This window comes from Micromonospora deserti (assembly GCF_003236335.1).
In the GTDB taxonomy this organism is placed as follows: domain Bacteria; phylum Actinomycetota; class Actinomycetes; order Mycobacteriales; family Micromonosporaceae; genus Micromonospora; species Micromonospora deserti.
Genome location: NZ_POUB01000008.1, coordinates 12,574 through 29,008 on the forward strand (window position 1 = coordinate 12,574; position 16,435 = coordinate 29,008).

The 16,435-nt window shown below is 71.9% G+C and carries 12 protein-coding genes; 4 read left to right on the forward strand and 8 right to left on the reverse strand.

Features of this window, described 5'->3' with window-relative positions:
* Position 1: 1 nt before the first annotated feature.
* Complete coding sequence (locus C1I99_RS02360; protein ID WP_199561898.1) at positions 2 to 607, reverse strand: ArsR/SmtB family transcription factor; 606 nt, start codon at positions 605 to 607, stop codon at positions 2 to 4.
* Between the two features lie 355 nt (positions 608 to 962).
* Here C1I99_RS02360 and C1I99_RS02365 point away from each other — a divergent pair, with 355 nt between their 5' ends.
* Positions 963 to 1,535 carry a hypothetical protein gene (locus C1I99_RS02365; RefSeq protein ID WP_111132505.1) on the forward strand — a complete coding sequence of 191 codons (573 nt, stop codon included), beginning with the start codon at positions 963 to 965 and terminating at the stop codon, positions 1,533 to 1,535.
* A 123-nt stretch (positions 1,536 to 1,658) separates the two neighbouring features.
* Here C1I99_RS02365 and C1I99_RS02370 read toward each other — a convergent pair whose 3' ends face one another.
* Both C1I99_RS02370 and C1I99_RS02375 read right to left on the reverse strand, forming a co-directional pair.
* Positions 1,659 to 2,294 carry a flavin reductase family protein gene (locus C1I99_RS02370; protein WP_111132506.1) on the reverse strand — a complete coding sequence of 212 codons (636 nt, stop codon included), beginning with the start codon at positions 2,292 to 2,294 and terminating at the stop codon, positions 1,659 to 1,661.
* Between the two features lie 142 nt (positions 2,295 to 2,436).
* Positions 2,437 to 4,890 (reverse strand): CHAP domain-containing protein, encoded by a 2,454-nt coding sequence (locus C1I99_RS02375; protein ID WP_111132507.1) that lies wholly within the window; start codon positions 4,888 to 4,890, stop codon positions 2,437 to 2,439.
* A 398-nt stretch (positions 4,891 to 5,288) separates the two neighbouring features.
* Between C1I99_RS02375 and C1I99_RS02380 the strand changes: the two genes are divergently transcribed.
* Positions 5,289 to 6,728, forward strand: coding sequence for a nitroreductase family protein (locus C1I99_RS02380; RefSeq protein ID WP_233512273.1), 1,440 nt, complete (start codon positions 5,289 to 5,291; stop codon positions 6,726 to 6,728).
* A gap of 51 nt (positions 6,729 to 6,779) precedes the next feature.
* On the opposite strand, the gene C1I99_RS02385 is transcribed toward C1I99_RS02380, so the two are convergent.
* Together C1I99_RS02385 and C1I99_RS02390 are read right to left on the reverse strand one after the other, a co-directional pair.
* Entirely contained in the window at positions 6,780 to 7,265 is a 486-nt protein-coding gene (locus C1I99_RS02385; protein ID WP_199561899.1) for a DUF2267 domain-containing protein, read from the reverse strand.
* Positions 7,266 to 7,410: 145 nt separating this feature from the next.
* Positions 7,411 to 8,475, reverse strand: a complete 1,065-nt coding sequence (locus C1I99_RS02390) for an SRPBCC family protein (RefSeq protein ID WP_111132508.1) — start codon at positions 8,473 to 8,475, stop codon at positions 7,411 to 7,413.
* 293 nt (positions 8,476 to 8,768) lie between these two features.
* On the opposite strand from C1I99_RS02390, the gene pgi reads away from it, so the two are divergent.
* A complete protein-coding gene (pgi, locus tag C1I99_RS02395; protein WP_111132509.1) occupies positions 8,769 to 10,403 on the forward strand; it encodes a glucose-6-phosphate isomerase in 1,635 nt (544 codons plus the stop codon).
* An 88-nt stretch (positions 10,404 to 10,491) separates the two neighbouring features.
* On the opposite strand, the gene C1I99_RS02400 is transcribed toward pgi, so the two are convergent.
* From C1I99_RS02400 to C1I99_RS02410, 3 genes are all read right to left on the reverse strand, one after another.
* Complete coding sequence (locus C1I99_RS02400; RefSeq protein ID WP_111132510.1) at positions 10,492 to 11,844, reverse strand: glucose-6-phosphate dehydrogenase; 1,353 nt, start codon at positions 11,842 to 11,844, stop codon at positions 10,492 to 10,494.
* A gap of 444 nt (positions 11,845 to 12,288) precedes the next feature.
* Positions 12,289 to 13,347: a S8 family serine peptidase gene (locus tag C1I99_RS02405; RefSeq protein WP_111132511.1), complete on the reverse strand. Its 1,059-nt coding sequence runs from the start codon at positions 13,345 to 13,347 to the stop codon at positions 12,289 to 12,291.
* Between the two features lie 178 nt (positions 13,348 to 13,525).
* A complete protein-coding gene (locus tag C1I99_RS02410; protein WP_111132512.1) occupies positions 13,526 to 14,884 on the reverse strand; it encodes a glycoside hydrolase family protein in 1,359 nt (452 codons plus the stop codon).
* Positions 14,885 to 15,364: 480 nt separating this feature from the next.
* Between C1I99_RS02410 and C1I99_RS02415 the strand changes: the two genes are divergently transcribed.
* Positions 15,365 to 16,411: a LacI family DNA-binding transcriptional regulator gene (locus tag C1I99_RS02415; RefSeq protein ID WP_111132513.1), complete on the forward strand. Its 1,047-nt coding sequence runs from the start codon at positions 15,365 to 15,367 to the stop codon at positions 16,409 to 16,411.
* Positions 16,412 to 16,435 lie beyond the last annotated feature (24 nt).

Sequence of the window (16,435 nt, forward strand, 5' to 3'; positions counted from 1 at the left end):
GTCAGGGCTCCTCGGGTTCCGTGCCGGTGGGGTTGACGCTGGGGTGCAGGGCGAGCACCACCCGGTGCTCACGCCCGCCCGGGGCCTTCTCGTCGTGGTACCTGCCGACCAGGGCGGTGATCGCCGCCGCCAGCTCGTCGGCGAACGCGGCCCGGTCACTCGCCGAGGCGAACCGGACGGTGGCGTCGACCGCGAAGGTGGCCACCCGCTTCTGCGCCCGCTCCGCACCCGTGATCAGTGCGCCGACGTCCTGCACGAGACGGGCCGCGACCGCGAGCAGCCACCGCGCCGACAGCCGGTCCGGCGACTGGGACGGGTTGGGCCGCACGGCGGCGAGGGCGTTCGGCGAGATGACGTACGACGCCGCGGTGGCCCGCATGACCCGCTCGGTGACGTTGCCCTTGCGGCGCTCCTCCACCAGCTCGATCAGGCCGTGCTGCTCCAGCGCTCGGAGGTGGTAGTTGACCTTCTGCCGGGGCAGGCCGACCCGGGCAGCGAGCATCGTCGCGGAGGCCGGCTCGGCGAGCTCGGCCAGCAGGCTGGCCCGCATCGGGTCCAGCGACACCTCGGCCGCCGCCGGATCCTCGATCACTGCGATGTCGAACATGACACGACTCTCCCACCGACAACTTTTCTTGTCAAGACGAGATTTTCCGTCGGTCGGCTGCCCTGGCAGCCATCACGCCGCGTCTCGTCCGCGACACTCGGCGCTATCGGCGGCGCCGTCCGGCGAGGATGGTCCGCGGAAACAGCCGGTCGAGGGAGCGACGCCACGGGCGGACGACGGTACGGAACGGTCGTGGCGCTCGCCGCGATGCTCGCGACGCTGGCGATGGCCACGCCGGCTGCCTCGGCACCGTCGGGCACACGAGGATGGGACTCGCCGTGGCTGAGAACCCCACGTGGCGCGTGGCGTCAGTCCGCGCCGGGAACCTCGTCAGGCGGCGCGGTGTCATCCATGCGTGGACGACCGCAGACGGCGGGAGCACACCGCCGGGTCCGGGCTGGTGCTCCTGGCTGCGTGGGTGGTGGCTGGCTGCTCCGTCGTCGACGAGCCCCCGGCCGGCAGCCGGTCGCCCCACGCCGCCGTGACCGTAACCGCGTCCGGCTCGGTCGGCACCGAGACCTCCGGCCCTGGCCCGGTGGTGCCGTGCTCGCACGATCTCGGCGTCACCACCCCGCCGAATGACGAGTACCGGCTGGTCCTGGACGCTGTCGCGGTGCCGACCAAGACGCTGGCCCCGCGGCAATCGGGTGAGCCGGACTGGCTCTTCGCCAAGCAGGGGCTGGTCGTCCGCGCCGGCACCCCGGTCGAGATCATGGTGGCACCGGAGGCGGTCACCCGCGCCCGGATCGGCTGGGGCAGCCCGGGCCCCGAGGGGACGACGATCCACGTACCGGCGTGCCCGAGCGGTAGCGGGTGGGTGGCCTTCGCCGGCGGTTACGCGGTGCGGACGCCGACGTGCGTGCCGCTGATCGTACGGGCGCAGGGGCGGCAGGAGCGCTTCGGCGTCGGCGTCGGCGCCGACTGTTGAGCCCGACCCGAACCGTACCGGTTGTCGCGCTCCAGGCCCGCCTCGCCGCGGTCGTACGCCCTCGCGCTGCCGGCGGCAGGTCCCGGGCCGGGCCCGCCTGGTCGAGGCCGGAGCCGCCTGGCCTCACTGTGTGGGCGTCTCGGAGCGGAAGCTGCGGCCGAGCTCGTCGCCGAGACCGAAGTAGTGGCGGAAGTTGTAGATGAGCGGGTGCCAGGTGGCCGGGTCGATGTGATCGGTGCCAGGCACCACGACGCGGCGGTCGGCGTGCACGGCCAGCACGCGAGCCTCGACGATGAGGAACTCACCGCTCGCGTCGGCTCGCACCCGGGTGGCGTGGGCCTCCAGGTGCAGCGGGCAGTCGGCGACCCGCGGCGGTCCAACGTGCCGGGATGGCAGGGGGCGAAGACCGGCAGCCCCGAACTTGTCCGGCTCGTACCGGAAGCGGTCCCGTTTGTCGGTCGGTACCGGGCTTCGGCCGGTCAGTGGGGCGAGGCGTTCGACCGCTTCCCACTGGTGCGCCGCCGGAAGGTTGATCACCATGTCGCGCCGTGCGACGAGGTTGCGGGCGCTCTGGCTGTTGCGGCCCAGCCCGAGCACCACGACATGGCCGAGCGCCCACGCTGAGGAGATCGGCGCGAGGTTGGCGCTGCCATCGTGGTTTTGGGTGCTGAGCAGCACCACCGGGGTGCCGAAGTACAAGATCTTCGGGTTGATCGTCACGTGCTCGGTGGCGCTGGACTGGTCGGCGCGGGTTGTCATGGGCGCCGACGGTACGGGCGTGTCGCTTCGGCGAGCACCGAAGCATCGGTGCCGGGCGACGGGCTCTGGCCCGGCGTGCCACCGTGAACCGCGTCGGGTGGGCCGGGCCGCGGGCCCGGCCCACCCGACTACTCGGCCGCCGCTATTCGGCGACGACGACCATGTGGCCCTGGCCCGGGATGCCGTCCATGTTCGTCATGCTGTACATCTCGCTCGCGGTGGCCAGGTAGTGGTCATCGCGGGCGGGATCCCAGAGGACGAACTTGTCGATGTCGTACGACCCGTCGCCCTTGATGCCGGAGTATCCCTGCACGACCAGGTAGTGCATGGTGTACGTCTCGTCGTTGTCCCACCACGGGATGTCCTTGGTCTGCACCACGACCGCCGCGGGCTGGCCGAGGTCGACGGAGCGGGCGAGCTTGTTCATGACCAGGTCCCACTTGGCGCTGGTGGCGCCCTCGGCGGCGTAGTCGTGATAAACGTAGTCCACGATCCCGGACTTGCCGGCGAGCTCGGCGTTGAGCACGTCGCGCACGTCCCACGGGTTGGTGCCCAGGGAGTCGGTGCCGAGCTTGCTCGCGTAGCCGGCCTGGGTGTCCAGCGGCGTCTTGCCGAGGGACTTGAGGATGGCCTGCACCGCGGTGGGACCGCACCAGGTGCCCGTCTGCTGTTGCTCGCCGTCGACGTTCATGCTGGCCACCCGCAGGGTCTGCTTCCAGCCACCGTTGATCTCGATGCCGGTCTGCAGCACCGTCACTCCCCCGTTGGTGGAGACGTAGCTGGGACCGTCGCACGATCTGTCGTTGGCGTAGTACGCGGCCTGACAGGTGGTCAGCTGGAGGTTGCCCGCCGAGTCGATCATCGTGAGTCTGCCCCGGATGACCGCCGACGTGCTCAGGGGTACCGCGTACAGGTGCGGCTTGACGCTGCTGCCGGAGTACTCCAGGCAGCCGGTGTAGTACACGCCCGGGTACGCCGACACGGCGCACAGCTCCTCGTCGCCGTCGATGCCGTCGTTCTCGGCGTCCTGGTCGGAGACGGTGCCGGTGCCCCACTTGCGGTCGGTGGACGGATCGGCGACCGGCGCGACCACCGCGTAGATGTTGTCGTAGGTGTGCACCCCGCCGGGGTTGCTCGGGTCGAACGGCCCGACCTTCTTCACCGTGTTGCCGTAGTTGCCCTCGATGGTGGTGATGCGACCGTCGGGCAGGACGTCGACGACGACCCCGATGTGCTTGCTGGAGTAGTAGTCGTAGCCGTAGAGCACGACGTCACCGGGCCGGATGTTGCCCTTGGACCGGGTCAGGCCCCGGTTCTTGCCCCACGTCTCGAACGTCCCCGAGTACGGGAAGTACACGTCGATGCCCGCCTGCTGCCATGTCCAGGACGCGAACATCGAGCACCAGGGGTCGCCGCACTTGACCGTGCCGTGGTAGCCGTACGGGTTGCAGTTGTCGCCCCACTCGTCCGTGCCGAGCTGGCTGTACGCGGCGTTGACGATCGCCGAGCGGATGTTGGACGAGGCGACGCTGCCCGGGCTCGGCGTCGGCGGCACGGTCGGGTTGCCCGGTCCACCGGAGGGCTTGGGGTCGCTGTCGCAGCGCGGCAGGATGATGTCGGTCGAGCCGGTGGAGACGTAGAAGTCGGCCACCCACAGCCCGTCGCTGGTCTTGTCCCAGACCGCCGAGCCGCCGTAGTTGAACTCGCCGTACGCCTGGCAGGTGATGGTGATGTAGCTGCCGCCGGGGTACTTGTCCACGACGCTACCGGAGGTCAGGCTCTTGCCGTAGTACCCGTTCAGGGTGGTCTTGGCCAGGAAGCGGTTGCCGCCGCCCGACGGGGCGTCGCTGTCGCACTGGCGCATCACGAGGCTGCTGGAGCCGGTGATGACGTAGAAGTCCGGGACCCAGAGGCCGTCGCTGGTCATGTCCCAGATCGCCGAGCCGCCGTAGTTCACCTCGCCGTACGCCTGGCACATGATCGTGACGTAGCTGCCCTCGCGGTATTTGTCCCAGACGTTGCCGGCGCTCAGGCTCTTCTCGAAGTACCCGTTGAGCGTCGCACGGATCTTGAACTGGGTGCCGCCGTTGGGATTGGTGGCGACGCCGCCGCTGATGCCCAGCGAGGAGCAGAGCGGCACCCCGGTGATCCGACCGCTGGTACCGGTGGTGACGTAGGCGTCGGGAACCCAGTAGCCGTCCGTGGTGTAGATCCACAGCGTCGAGCCGCCGACGCTGACGCCGTAGTCCTGGCAGCGTACGTACAGCGAGCTGCCGTCGGGGTAGGCGTCGACGCGGATGCGGTCGTCCGGGTTGGCGCTGCCGCGGCCGTCGATGGCGAACTTCACCGGGTACGGGCCGGAGTTCGAGCCGCCGCCGGACGGGGTGCCGTTGATGCCGATGGACAGGCAGCGCGGGACATTGGGCAGGAACCCGCTCGTGCCGGTGCGCACGTACGCGTCGGGAATCCAGTAGCCCTCCCGGGTGTAGTCCCAGATCGTGCTGCCGCCGGCGGACATGCCGGAGTCCTGGCAGCGCAGGTAGATCTGCTCACCGGTGGTGTACAGGTCGGTCGCGGTGCGGTTGTTGGGGTCCATGCTCCCGCGACCGTCGATATCGGTCGAGGCGGGGTAGGGCCCGTAGAGCGGGAAGGTGGGTCGGCCTGGGCGGGAGGTGCGATCGCCAGTGCGGCTGCCAGCGTCATGGCGAGGCTGGCGGCGATGGCGAGCACACGTTGCACGGGTCGCAACGCGAAGGGCTCCTTGGGGATGAGTGCATGGTCAGGCGACGGGGCCAGTTGATCAAGAGGACCGCAGCAGGCTACCGCGCTGAGGCAGCACGAGGGAACACTGTCCGCGTCGGGGTCTGATGTGCCGTGTGGACGGTGGCCGCCGGCGACCGGCTCTCCACGCCAGGTCCGGCGGTGACTCGTCGGGGCCTGTGCCGGTGGCCGATCGCCCGCCGACCGACCGCCCCACACTGGCAGGATGGCGGCGTGGACCTCGATTCCGGTGCCGGGCTGCTGCACCGACTGACGTCGTACGTGCCGAGCCGCGAGTGGGACGTCCCCCTCGACGACCCGCGGGTGCGTCGCGACCTCGTCCCGAACGACCCGCAGACCCTGCCGCCGCCGACGAAGGGCTACCCGGAAGGTCTGCCGGTCGTCGCCCTGCCGCGCGACCTGCCCGACCCTGGCGTGCCCGCGACGGCCGCCCTCGCCGGCGTCGCCTGCCCGGCGCGGCCCCTCGACGCGGCGCAGCTCGGCCGCGTGCTCTTCCTCGGCGCCGGCGTCGTCCGCACCGCCGAGCGCAACGGCCACCGGGTCCTCTACCGCGCCTCCGGCTCGGCGGGGGCCCGCTTCCCCCTGGAGGTCTACGCGAGCACCCGCGGCGTCGCCGGGATTCCCGACGGCGTGCACTGGTACGACCCGAGACATCACGCGCTGGTCCAGGTCGCGCCCGCTGCCCTGGGGGCGGCCACGACGCTGGTGGTGACGGGCGTGCCCTGGCGGACGGGGTGGCGCTACGCCGAGCGGGGGTGGCGGCACCTCTACTGGGACGCCGGCACGCTGCTGTCCCAGCTGTCGGCGGCGACCGCGAGCGCGGGCGTCCCACCGCGGTTACGCACGCTCTTCCCGGACGCCACGGTGAGGCAGCTCGTCGGCGCGGACGGTGTGCACGAGTACCCCCTGGCCCTGCTCTCCCTCGGCGACGGCGAACCGGCGATCCGACCCACCGGGCCGGCGGCCCCCGGTGAGCTGCCGCCTGTCGAACTGCCGCTGTGCACGGCGGCCCAGCGCGCCGGCGAACGGGATGCCAGCGCGACGCCCTGGCCCGACGCGGCCGCCCTCGCGGACGTCCCACCGTCGGACCCGCTCGACGAGGTGGTGCGCCGGCGCGGTTCACAGCGGCGCATGAACCGGTCCCGGACGCTGCCACGTCCCCTGCTGGAATGGCCCGTGGCCGCGGCCCTGCGCGGCGTGGACGTGCCGCACTGGGTGGCCGTCCACGGCGTCGACGACACGGCACCGGGCCTGTACCGGTGGCCCGACCTGTCCACCCCGCTGCGGGCCGGGAACCTGCGCGACGAACTGCTGCGGATCTGCCTCGACCAGTCGCTCGCCGCGGACGCGGCGTACGTCGTCATCGCCGCCGCCCGGCTGTCGGCGCTCGACGACCGCAGCTACCGCGAAGCGCAACTCGCCGCCGGGCTGGTCGAGGGTCGGCTGCACCTGGCGGCATACGCCCTCGGCGCGAGCGCCTCCGGGATGACCTTCCTCGACTCGGAGGTCCCGGGCCTGCTGGGCGAGCCGGAAGACCTCGCCGCCCTGCTCTTCACCTGCGTGGGCGTGCCGAAGTATCCGTCGCGGGCCGGCGGCGGGCCCGGCAACCCGGTCGAGGTCCGTCCGGTCGCACCCCGGCACAACGGGTCGTGACGGCGCTCGGACGGATACGGGCCTGATTCGCCGCCCCGGGGAACGGTGCGCTCAGTCGGGCAGTTCGCCCCTGCTGCCGGCCCGAACCAGGACATCGAGTTCAGCGGGAAGGGCCGCCTGGAGACGGTCCATGATCCGTCCCTGCGTTGCCTCACCCATGACCTCGAAGACGACCCGGGCCGCGTAGGCCGCCTGCGGCCGGTCCATGCCAGCCCGGTCGGCCATGCGGGCCACGAACTCGTCCCGGCCGAACCGGACGCCGTCGCCGGATGACTGGGCGTTCTGCCGCAGATACTCACCGATCTCCTGGGGAAGCTCGGCGGCGAGGTTCTCGGCCAGCCCCTCCGGAACACGCTCGGCCAGCGTCTGCAAAGTCCCCCGGATGGCGGACGTCGCCTCGCCGATGTCGCTCAACCGCGCCCTCGCCTGCACCTGGCCCACGAACTCGTGATGTCGCACGTCAACCGCCCCCTCCAACCGCTTGCGGACACAGGTCTGCTTACCCCGCTCGCCCGCCTTCTTGCCGCTGGCTCTCACCGGCCCTCCGCCAGTCCGACGTCGGCGGATGGCGGGTGGACCCGGCCTCGGCCGTACCCCGCACGTGTCACGCCGCCCGCGCCGCGCTGGCGGCTGTCCCGGGCCGGCGTGGCCGGTCAGCGGCGACCGCGACCCCCGGGCGACGTCACAGTCCGGCGCAGGGACTGCCCCCCACCGCACAGCTCTCGGGCTCCTTCGTCGGCGAGGCGTCGCGGACGTCGAACGTGAACGTCCGCGACTGCCCCGCCGGTACGGATCGACCGGTGAAGGTGACAGCCTGTCCGTCCTGCCGCCAGTCGGCGCCGTGGGCGTCGACGACCAGGCCGCCCTGGGCCAGCGTGACGACCACTCGCCAGTCCTTCACGAGCGCGCTGCCCCGGTTGTCGAGCACCACCTCGCCGGTGTAGCCGAGCAACCGGGTCGACACGGTCTTGTAGCGGGCCGCCAAAACGGCGACGGGTGGGGCGACGGACGTCGGTGTGGGCGACGGCTTCGCGGTGGGGGTCGCGCTCGGGCGGGCGCTGGTCGTGGTGGCGCTCCGGCTCGGGCGGGAGGAGGCCGTCGCCCGGGACGAGCCGGCCTCGTCGGCCGTGGCGGTCGGCAGGAGAGTCGGGTCCGGCGCGGCGGCGCGTTCCGGTTCGCCCGGCGCCACGGCCCAGACCGCGGCGCCGGTCGCCAGCACGGCGGCGACCAGCGCCCCGATCAGCACCCCTCGGCGGCGCCCCGCCGATGCCGGGGCAACCGGCTCGACCACCGGCAACTCGGCCGTCATCCCGAACCCGCCGCGTCGCAGATCGACCTGCTGAAAGGCCAGCCAGTCGAGGATGGCCTGCAACCGACCCGACAGTGCCTGCTGGTAGCACTTCTCCCGGCTGGCGCCCTGATCCGGAGGCCAGCTGCCGTGCTCCAACTCCTCGCGGACCGCCACCCGGGAACCCTCGGCGGTGGGTGTGACGGCACAGGTCAGCCGGGAACGCCGACCGCTCTCCTGGCAGCGCACCACGAGCAGCTCCGGCGCCCGGTAGTCGATCACCTCCAGCTCGACCGTGGCGTCGAAGCCCGGCAGCTGGGCCGTGTGCAGCAGCAACCATCCCGGCTCCCCCGCCACGACCTCGGCGAACCATCGGGCGAGCAGACCTGGATCGGTCAGTGCGCGCCAGACCCGGTCAGCGGGGTGGGACACGTCGACCTGCGCGTCGATCTCGATCACGGCGAGACTCTACGGTCTCGACCCCGGCCGTACCGACTGGGACCGGGCACCTGGGCGTACCCCCGCGGCGAGCACCCGGGCGGCCAAGTCGGCGTCTCACCACGTTGCGGCCGCACGTGGTCCCGCCGCTACGCCAGCCGTTGCCACGCTCCCCTGCCGTCGGCGATACGATCACGAGGCTGCTGCGAACGGTCGCCGGCGACCGGGGTCGGTCCACACCGGCATGGTGGGCGTCCGAGACGTCCCCACCCCTGGCACCGCAAGCGGCCGCCATCAGGATCGGGAGGGCGACGTTGGCCGCGGATGTCACCACCACCGCCGAGTGGCTGGCCCTGTGCAAGCACGCCGCGGAGATACGGCAGGTCCATCTACGGGACCTGTTCGCCGCCGACCCGGGCCGGGGCGAACGGTTCGCCGTCGAGGTGGCCGATCTCTACGTCGACTACAGCAAGAACCTCATCACCGGTGAGACGGTGCGGCTGCTCACCGCGCTCGCCGAGCGGATCGGCCTGGGCGACCGGATCGCGGCGATGTTCTCCGGCGCACACCTGAACGCCACCGAGGACCGGGCGGTGCTGCACACCGCGCTGCGGCTGCCCCGGGCGGCGTCGCTCACGGTCGACGGGCAGGACGTGGTCGCCGACGTGCACGGTGTGCTGGATCGGATGGCCGCGTTCGCCGAGACGGTCCGCTCCGGGCAGTGGCGCGGGCACACCGGCGAGCGGATCCAGACCGTGGTCAACATCGGCATCGGCGGCTCGGACCTCGGGCCGGTGATGGCGTACGAGGCGCTGAAGGCATACCGGGACAGCGGGATCCGCTGCCGCTTCGTGTCGAACATCGACCCGACCGACATCCACGACACCACCCGCGACCTGGACCCGGCCAGCACCCTGTTCGTGGTCGTGTCGAAGACGTTCTCCACCCAGGAGACGCTGGCCAACGCCCGGGCGGCCCGCCGGTGGCTACTGGACGGCCTCGGCGGCGATGAGGCTGCCGTCGCCCGGCACTTCGTCGCGGTCAGCACCAACCAGCAGCGGGTACGCAACTTCGGCATCGACCCGGAGAACATGTTCGGGTTCTGGGACTGGGTGGGCGGGCGGTACTCACTGCCCTCGGCGGTGGGCCTGTCGGTGATGCTGGCCATCGGCCCGCAGCGGTTCGCCGACATGCTCGCCGGCTACCACGCCGTGGACGAGCACTTCCGCACCGCCCCGCTGGAGCGCAACGCGCCGGTGCTGCTGGGGCTGCTCAACGTCTGGTACACCAACTTCCTCGGTGCGCAGACCCACGCGGTGCTGCCGTACTCGCAGTACCTGCACCGGTTCCCGGCGTACCTGCAGCAGCTGACGATGGAGAGCAACGGCAAGTCGGTGACAATGGACGGGTCGCCCGTGTCGTACGACACCGGGGAGATCTTCTGGGGCGAGCCCGGCACCAACGGCCAGCACGCCTTCTACCAGCTGCTCCATCAGGGCAGCCGGCTGGTGCCGGCCGACTTCATCGGGTTCGGCGAGCCCAACCACGACATCGCCGACATGCACGACCTGTTCATGTCGAACTTCTTCGCCCAGACCGCCGCACTGGCCTTCGGCCGCACCGCCGAACAGGTCGAGGCGGAGGGCACCCCGGCGGAACTCGTACCGCACAAGGTCATGCCGGGCAACCATCCCACCACGTCGATCATCGCGGCGAAGCTCACCCCGGCCAGCCTCGGGCAGCTGGTGGCTCTCTACGAGCACGTCGTGCTCACCGAGGGCGCGATCTGGGAGATCAACCCGTTCGACCAGTGGGGTGTGGAGCTGGGCAAGGTGATGGCCAACCAACTCGCCCCGCTGCTCACCGGCGAGGGCCCCGACCTCGATGGGCTGGACTCCTCCACCGCCGCCCTGATCCGGCGCTACCGCCGCCAGCGCGACCGCCGCTGACCGGGCCCCGTTGGGCGGCGGCCGGCCGCCCACGGGGTGGCGTGGCCAGGTCTCGCAGGGCCCGGGGGCTACACCGGGACCAGCCGGGTCAGGGGCCGGCGGAGCCGGCGGGATAGCTCTGCATCGGCACAGCGCCATCCGCCCACGCCGCGAGGATGGGCTCGACGACGCGCCAACCCTCCTCCGCCTCGTCACCGCGGATGGACAGAGTGGGATCGCCGTGCAGCACAGCCAGCACGACGTGGGCGTAGGGCGGCAACTGCTGGGCCGGGAAGCGCGCGTCGAGCTGGACGCGCTCCAGGCAGAACGGGTCGCCGGCGCCGTTGAGGTTCACATCGAGGCTGATGGCATCCGGGTCCAGCCGCAGGCGCAGCTGGTTCGCCGGAGCGGCGTCCGGAAAGGGCTGGTGCGGGGTGGGCCGGAAGCGCACCACGATCTCCCGGCGGGGCCGCCCCAGCGCCTTGCCGGTCCGCAGCCGGAACGGCACACCGGCCCAGCGCCAGTTGTCGACGCTGACCGTGACCTCGGCGAAGGTCTCGGTGTTGCGGGCCGCGTCGACACCGGACTCCGCCACGTACGCGGGCACCGGCTGGCCGCCGACGCTGCCGGCGGTGTAGCGGGCCCGGCTGGTCAGCGCGGCCATCCTGTCCACCGGTGGCGGACGGATGGCCCGCAGGGCGTCCATCTTGCGATCTCGCAGGTCCCGGTGACTCAGGCTGGTCGGCGGCTCCATCGCGATCAGGGCGAGGAGTTGCAGCAGGTGGTTCTGGGTCATGTCCTTGAGGGCGCCGGCGCCGTCGTAGTAGCCGGCCCGGCCTTCCAACGCTACCGATTCGTCCCAGACGATGTCCACGGCGGCGACGTGCAGCGCGTTCCACACCGGTTCGAACACGCGGTTGGCGAACCGCAGGCCGAGGACGTTCAGCACGGTCTGCTTGGCCAGGAAGTGATCGACCCGGAACACGTCGTCCTCGGCGAAGCAGCCGTGGATGGCCTCGTTGAGCTGCCGGGCGTCGGCGAGGCCGGCCCCGAACGGCTTCTCCACCACCAGACGGCTGCCGGCGGGTAACGCGCTGGCCGTGAGGGCTCGCACCGCGGCCTGGAAGATGGTGTTCGGCAGGGCGAGGTAGACCGCGGCCGGTCCGGACAGGTCAGCCAGTGCGGCGGACAACTGCCCGGCGTCCGTGACGTCCGCGCGGCGGTACCGCAGCCGATCGGTGACGCTCCGGACGGTCTCCTCGCCCAGGTCGGGTGCCCGCCGGGCGAGGCGGGCGCGGGCCGCGGCGCGGAACTCGTCGTCGTCACGGTCGTCGCGGTCGACGCCGAGGAGGCGTTGCCGGTCGTCGAGCAGCCCGGCGGCGTCCAGCCGGGCGAGCGCGGGGAGCAGGTACCTACCGGTCAGGTCGCCGGACGCGCCGAGGACGACCAGGTCCTGGATCATCGGCCTCTCCGCGGGAGGCGCCGAGACCACCGGCCGGACGGCGGCCGTGACCGGCCACCTCCTCGTGCCGGGCCGCCGGTCGCCGTGGCTGTTGTCTCCCGCAGCTCACCGCGACCGGCCCGCTCTCGGCGACGGGCGGCACGGATGCTCATGACCCGAAGTGAATGCCATCGCCGGATGCCGCGCCGCCCGTACCGTCGCCGTTCCCCCGATGGGCGACGCGGTGCACCCGAGGAGACGACCAGGTCGGCAAGGCTCACGGTGCTCGCCTGACGGGACGGCGGAGCCGGCTGCGGGCGGCCCGGGTGCCCGGCGTACGCCCCGCAGCGTGCGGCCGTCGCGCACCGTCCCGGACGGCGTGCCCACCACCAGAAGCCCCGGCTCAGGGCTGGCTGCCTGAGCCGGGGCTTCGCGGTGGGCACGGCCCGGAACGCCCGGTCGGTGTCAGGTACGGGGCGCGGCCACGGCGGCCTGGGCGTCGACGATGCCCCAGCCGTACGTCGGCGTGTAGACGCCGCGCAGGCCGACGATCGGGGTGCGGGCGGTCGACATCAGCACCGAGTACACGTTGTCCAGGCTGCGCTTCTGGGCGAAGAGCAGCGCGGCGACTCCTGCCACGTAGGGCGTCGCCATCGACGTGCCCGCGTAGGCGTCGTAGTCGCCGTGCCCGCAGGAGGCCGAGCCGGTGCCCCTCGGGACGCTGGACCACACGTCGTCGTCGCAGGACACCAGGCCGGCGCCGCCGGGGGCGGCCACCGCCTTCAGGTCAGTCTTCACGCCCAGGTTGGAGTACCACGCCTTCACCTCGTTCCGGTCGGTGGCGGTGACGCAGAGGGCACCGGGTTCCCAGGCCGGGGTGCCGCACAGCGGTGCGGTCTCGTTGCCGGCGGCGGCGATGACGGCGACGCCCTTCGCCTCCGCGTACGCGATCGCCTCGGTCGCGGCGGATTCGAGCCCGGTCAGGGTGAGCGCCTGGGCGCCCGGCAGCGCGCCGAGACTGAGGTTGATCACCTTGGCGCCGTGGTCGGTGGCGTAGCGGATGCCGTGGGCGATGTCGGCGAAGCTGCCACTGCCCGCCTCCAGCACCTTGATCGGCATGATCTTCGCATCGGGTGCGGCTCCCGCGACACCGGCGCCGTTGCCGGTCGCCGCGGCGGCGATGCCCGCCACGTGCGTGCCGTGCTCGTCCGAGGCGTCGGGCTTGCCGTTGGGGCCGCGCCAGTCGCCGTTGCCGCAGGACGTCGGGCCGCAGTCGACGAAGGTCGCGCCCCGCACGAGCTTGGACTTCAGGTCCGGGTGGCCGAGGTCGACGCCGGTGTCGACGATCGCGATCACCACACCCGCTCCGGTGCTGGTCCGCCAGGCCGGTTCGGCGTTGATCTGCCGCAGGCCCCACTGCTTGTCGTACAAGGGATCGTTGACAGCCGCCCTGGCGGGTGGGGCGGCTACGGCCACGAGCGCGGTGGCCAGCGCGGTGCCGGCGAGTAACCGGGCGATCGGCATGAGACCTCTCCTCAGATGTGACAGCGCTTCATCTATGGATCGGTGATCATGGGTGAGACGTAACAGCGGCGCCGGAGTTCGCGACCGCGGATTCCGCCGATCGGCGGCCGGACGGCGGGCCACGGCCCTGGTCACCGCCGGCGCGGCGACCAGGACCGTGGCCTGTGCGACGGTGGGGTCAGGCGGTGCCCCGGTCGTGGGGGACGGTGACGGTGACGGTGCAGCCGACCGGGCGGCCGATCTCGTCGTGACCGCCGTAGGTCAGGGTGTAGACCCGGTCGCCGCCGTTGCCGGCGCGTTCGGCGCGGAGCCGCCCGTTGGTGTCGGCGGTTCCGGTGGTGAAGCCGTCGACGTCCCCGGCGTCACCGCCGGTCACTGCCGTCAGGGTGAGCGCGTTCGGGCCGAGCACCCCGTCGGGCAGGTCCGCCGTCACGCTGACGTCGACCAGCTCGTGGTTAGGTGGCCACAGCACGGGCCGGTCCACCGCGCAGTCCAGCGGGCGGGTGGGCACTGGTTCGGCCAGGGTGGCGACGGCGTGGCCGATGGTGGCGGTGACCCGGCCGCCCGCCTCGTAGTACATGTGCATGGTGCGTCCGTCGACGTAGAAGGTGGGTGCGGCGGAGCGGCCCAGGTCGGGCCTACCGGCCATCGAGTCGTGCACCATGCCGAGGTGGATCTCCCGGTCGAAGTCGTCGCCGACGTCGACGGCGTGCATGTTGCCGTCGGCCGCGTGAAAGATCACCAGGTTGCGGCCGTTCCAGTGCAGGAAGAACGGCCCGGAGGCGTTCGGGCCCTCGATGCCCTGGGGCGTCACTATCGGCTCCGGCTGGATCGTCCAGGCCCGCGCGTCCCGGGACACCGCCCAGCGGATCCGGCGGGACACGGGCCCGGTCGGTCCGGGCAGCGCCGCCGTGGGGTTGTCCATGAACAGCATCAGGTACCGCGTGCCCAGCCGGGGTACCGACTGCTCGAACACCCGGGCGTAGGACGTCTCGCCACCGGTGGTGGCGTCCCGGCTGACCGCGGTGCCGCCGTAGTCGAAGTGGATGCCGTCGTCGGAGGTGGCGTACCGGGTGATGGAGTTCTCGCCGTGGTAGTAGAGGAAGAGTTTCCGCTCGTCCTCGATCCAGATCGCGTGCGGGGAGGAGACGTGGCTGACCGTCGGGTAGTGCGGTAGCCAGGTGTTGCTGATCAGCGGGTTGGCGGTGTATTCGGTCCAGGGGCCGTCGATGGAGTCGGCGTACGCCAGGGCGATCCCGCCGGGACGCTCATGGGGTGCGTAGTACATGTAGTACGTGCCCAGGGGATTCGGGAAGTAGTCGGCGGCCCGGATCACGCTCGGGAAGATGAACTCGTCCGTCGGGTTGTAGTCCAGGGTGCTCTTGTCGAAGGCGGTGCCCACGTAGCCGAACTGCGGGAAGGCGAAGGCCGGTTGGTCGACGGCCGATGCGGTGCCGGTCATGGTGGTGACCAGGAGGCCGGCGCCGATCGCAGCGACGGCGGCGCGGCGGCGCGGTGCGAGGGGTGCTCTCGTCATGCGTCTTCCTGTTCTGTGGCGGGGATCGGGTGCTCGGCGATGCCGGCGGCGACCGGTGGGTGGGGCGTCAGCGAGGACCGCGGACGCGGGGCGTCGCCCCGCGACCGCCGTGACGCCGGCCATCGTGCTGGTCGTGGCCCGCCCAGCACGACATGACGCTCGGTAATGGACCCGCGGACCACGGTCGCCTGTGGACCGCCCGGAGCGACGGTGCTAATACGTATTACCAGCTATGTTTCTCGAATGTTGCTCGCGTGAGGGGCGCCCTGTCAAGAGGTCGCACCGCGCCTCTTCCGGTCGCGGCTCACGACGTGGCACATCGGCGGCGGCCGCCGTCACGGCGGCGCTAATCCGCATTAGTCCAGGGAGTTCATCGGGCCGGAATCTACCGTCACCCTCTTGACATCGACGGGGTACGCCCGCCAGGCTCCTTCCAACCCGAGCGCTAATACGCATTAGCGGCACTGGAAGGATCCCGCCGTGCCCTCTGCACCGAGACGCGTCACTCAACGTGACATCGCGCGCTTGGCTGGCGTCAGCCAGGCGACCGTGTCACTGGTGCTCAACAACCGCGCCGACGCCGACGTGCGGATCGCCCCCGAGACCCGGGACCGGGTGTTGCGGGCTATCGCCGAGACCGGCTACGCCGCCGACCCGGTCGCGCGCCGGCTGGCCGCACGGTTCAACCGGATCATCGGCGTCTTCACCTACGAGCCGGCCTTCCCCAGCGGCAGCCGCGACTTCTTCCATCCGTTCCTGCTGGGTATCGAGGAGTACGCCGAGCGGGTCGGCTGCGATCTGCTGCTGTTCACCAGCGCGCCGGTGGTCGACGGCCGACGGCGGATCTTCCACCAGGACAACCGGCTACGCCTGGCCGACGGGTGCATCCTGCTCGGCCGGGAGATCGACGGCGCGGAGCTGCACCGGCTCAACCGCGACGGTTTCCCGTACGTCGCCGTCGGCCGCCGCGACGACGCCGGCGGCCCGGTCCCCTACGTCGGTGCCGACTACGCCACCGCGGTGGGACAACTCGTCGAGCTGGCGCTGCGCCGCGGTCACCAGCGCCTGGCCTACCTGAGCACGGGTGCCACCGCCGAGTCCTCCGAGGACCGCCGGCGCGGGTTCGCCGCCGCCGCGGCGGCCGCGGACGGCGCCCGCCAGCTCCCGGCCGCGGCCCGGGACGCCGACGCCATCCTCGACAGCCTGCTGGCCGACCGGACCACCGTCGCCTTCGTGGAGGACTTCGCCACCGCCGTGGCGCTGGAGTCGGCCACCCGCCGGCGTGGGCTGGGCGTGCCCGGTGACCTGTCGATCCTGACCCTCGGTGACCCGACCGTCCCGGTCCCCACGGACATCGCGTTCACCGGGTTCCACATCCCGCGCGAGGAGATGGGCCGACAGGCGGTCGAGGTGCTGACCGGTGTCATCGACGGCAGCGCCACCGGCGTCCAGCAGCGGCTCCTCTCCTGCGAACTCGTCGAGGGCGACACCCTCGGCGCCCCTGGTCCCGCGGTCGACCGCCGCTGAGCGGTTGCCGCGCAACTGGAAGGA

Excerpts from the sequence above, each read along its gene's own strand:
- C1I99_RS02360 (WP_199561898.1), bottom strand. The coding sequence starts at position 607 with ATGTTCGACATCGCAGTGATCGAGGATCCGGCGGCGGCCGAGGTGTCG.
- C1I99_RS02370 (WP_111132506.1), bottom strand. The coding sequence starts at position 2,294 with ATGACAACCCGCGCCGACCAGTCCAGCGCCACCGAGCACGTGACGATC.
- C1I99_RS02375 (WP_111132507.1), bottom strand. The coding sequence starts at position 4,890 with ATGGACCCCAACAACCGCACCGCGACCGACCTGTACACCACCGGTGAG.
- C1I99_RS02400 (WP_111132510.1), bottom strand. The coding sequence starts at position 11,844 with ATGATCCAGGACCTGGTCGTCCTCGGCGCGTCCGGCGACCTGACCGGT.
- C1I99_RS02405 (WP_111132511.1), bottom strand. The coding sequence starts at position 13,347 with ATGCCGATCGCCCGGTTACTCGCCGGCACCGCGCTGGCCACCGCGCTC.
- C1I99_RS02410 (WP_111132512.1), bottom strand. The coding sequence starts at position 14,884 with ATGACGAGAGCACCCCTCGCACCGCGCCGCCGCGCCGCCGTCGCTGCG.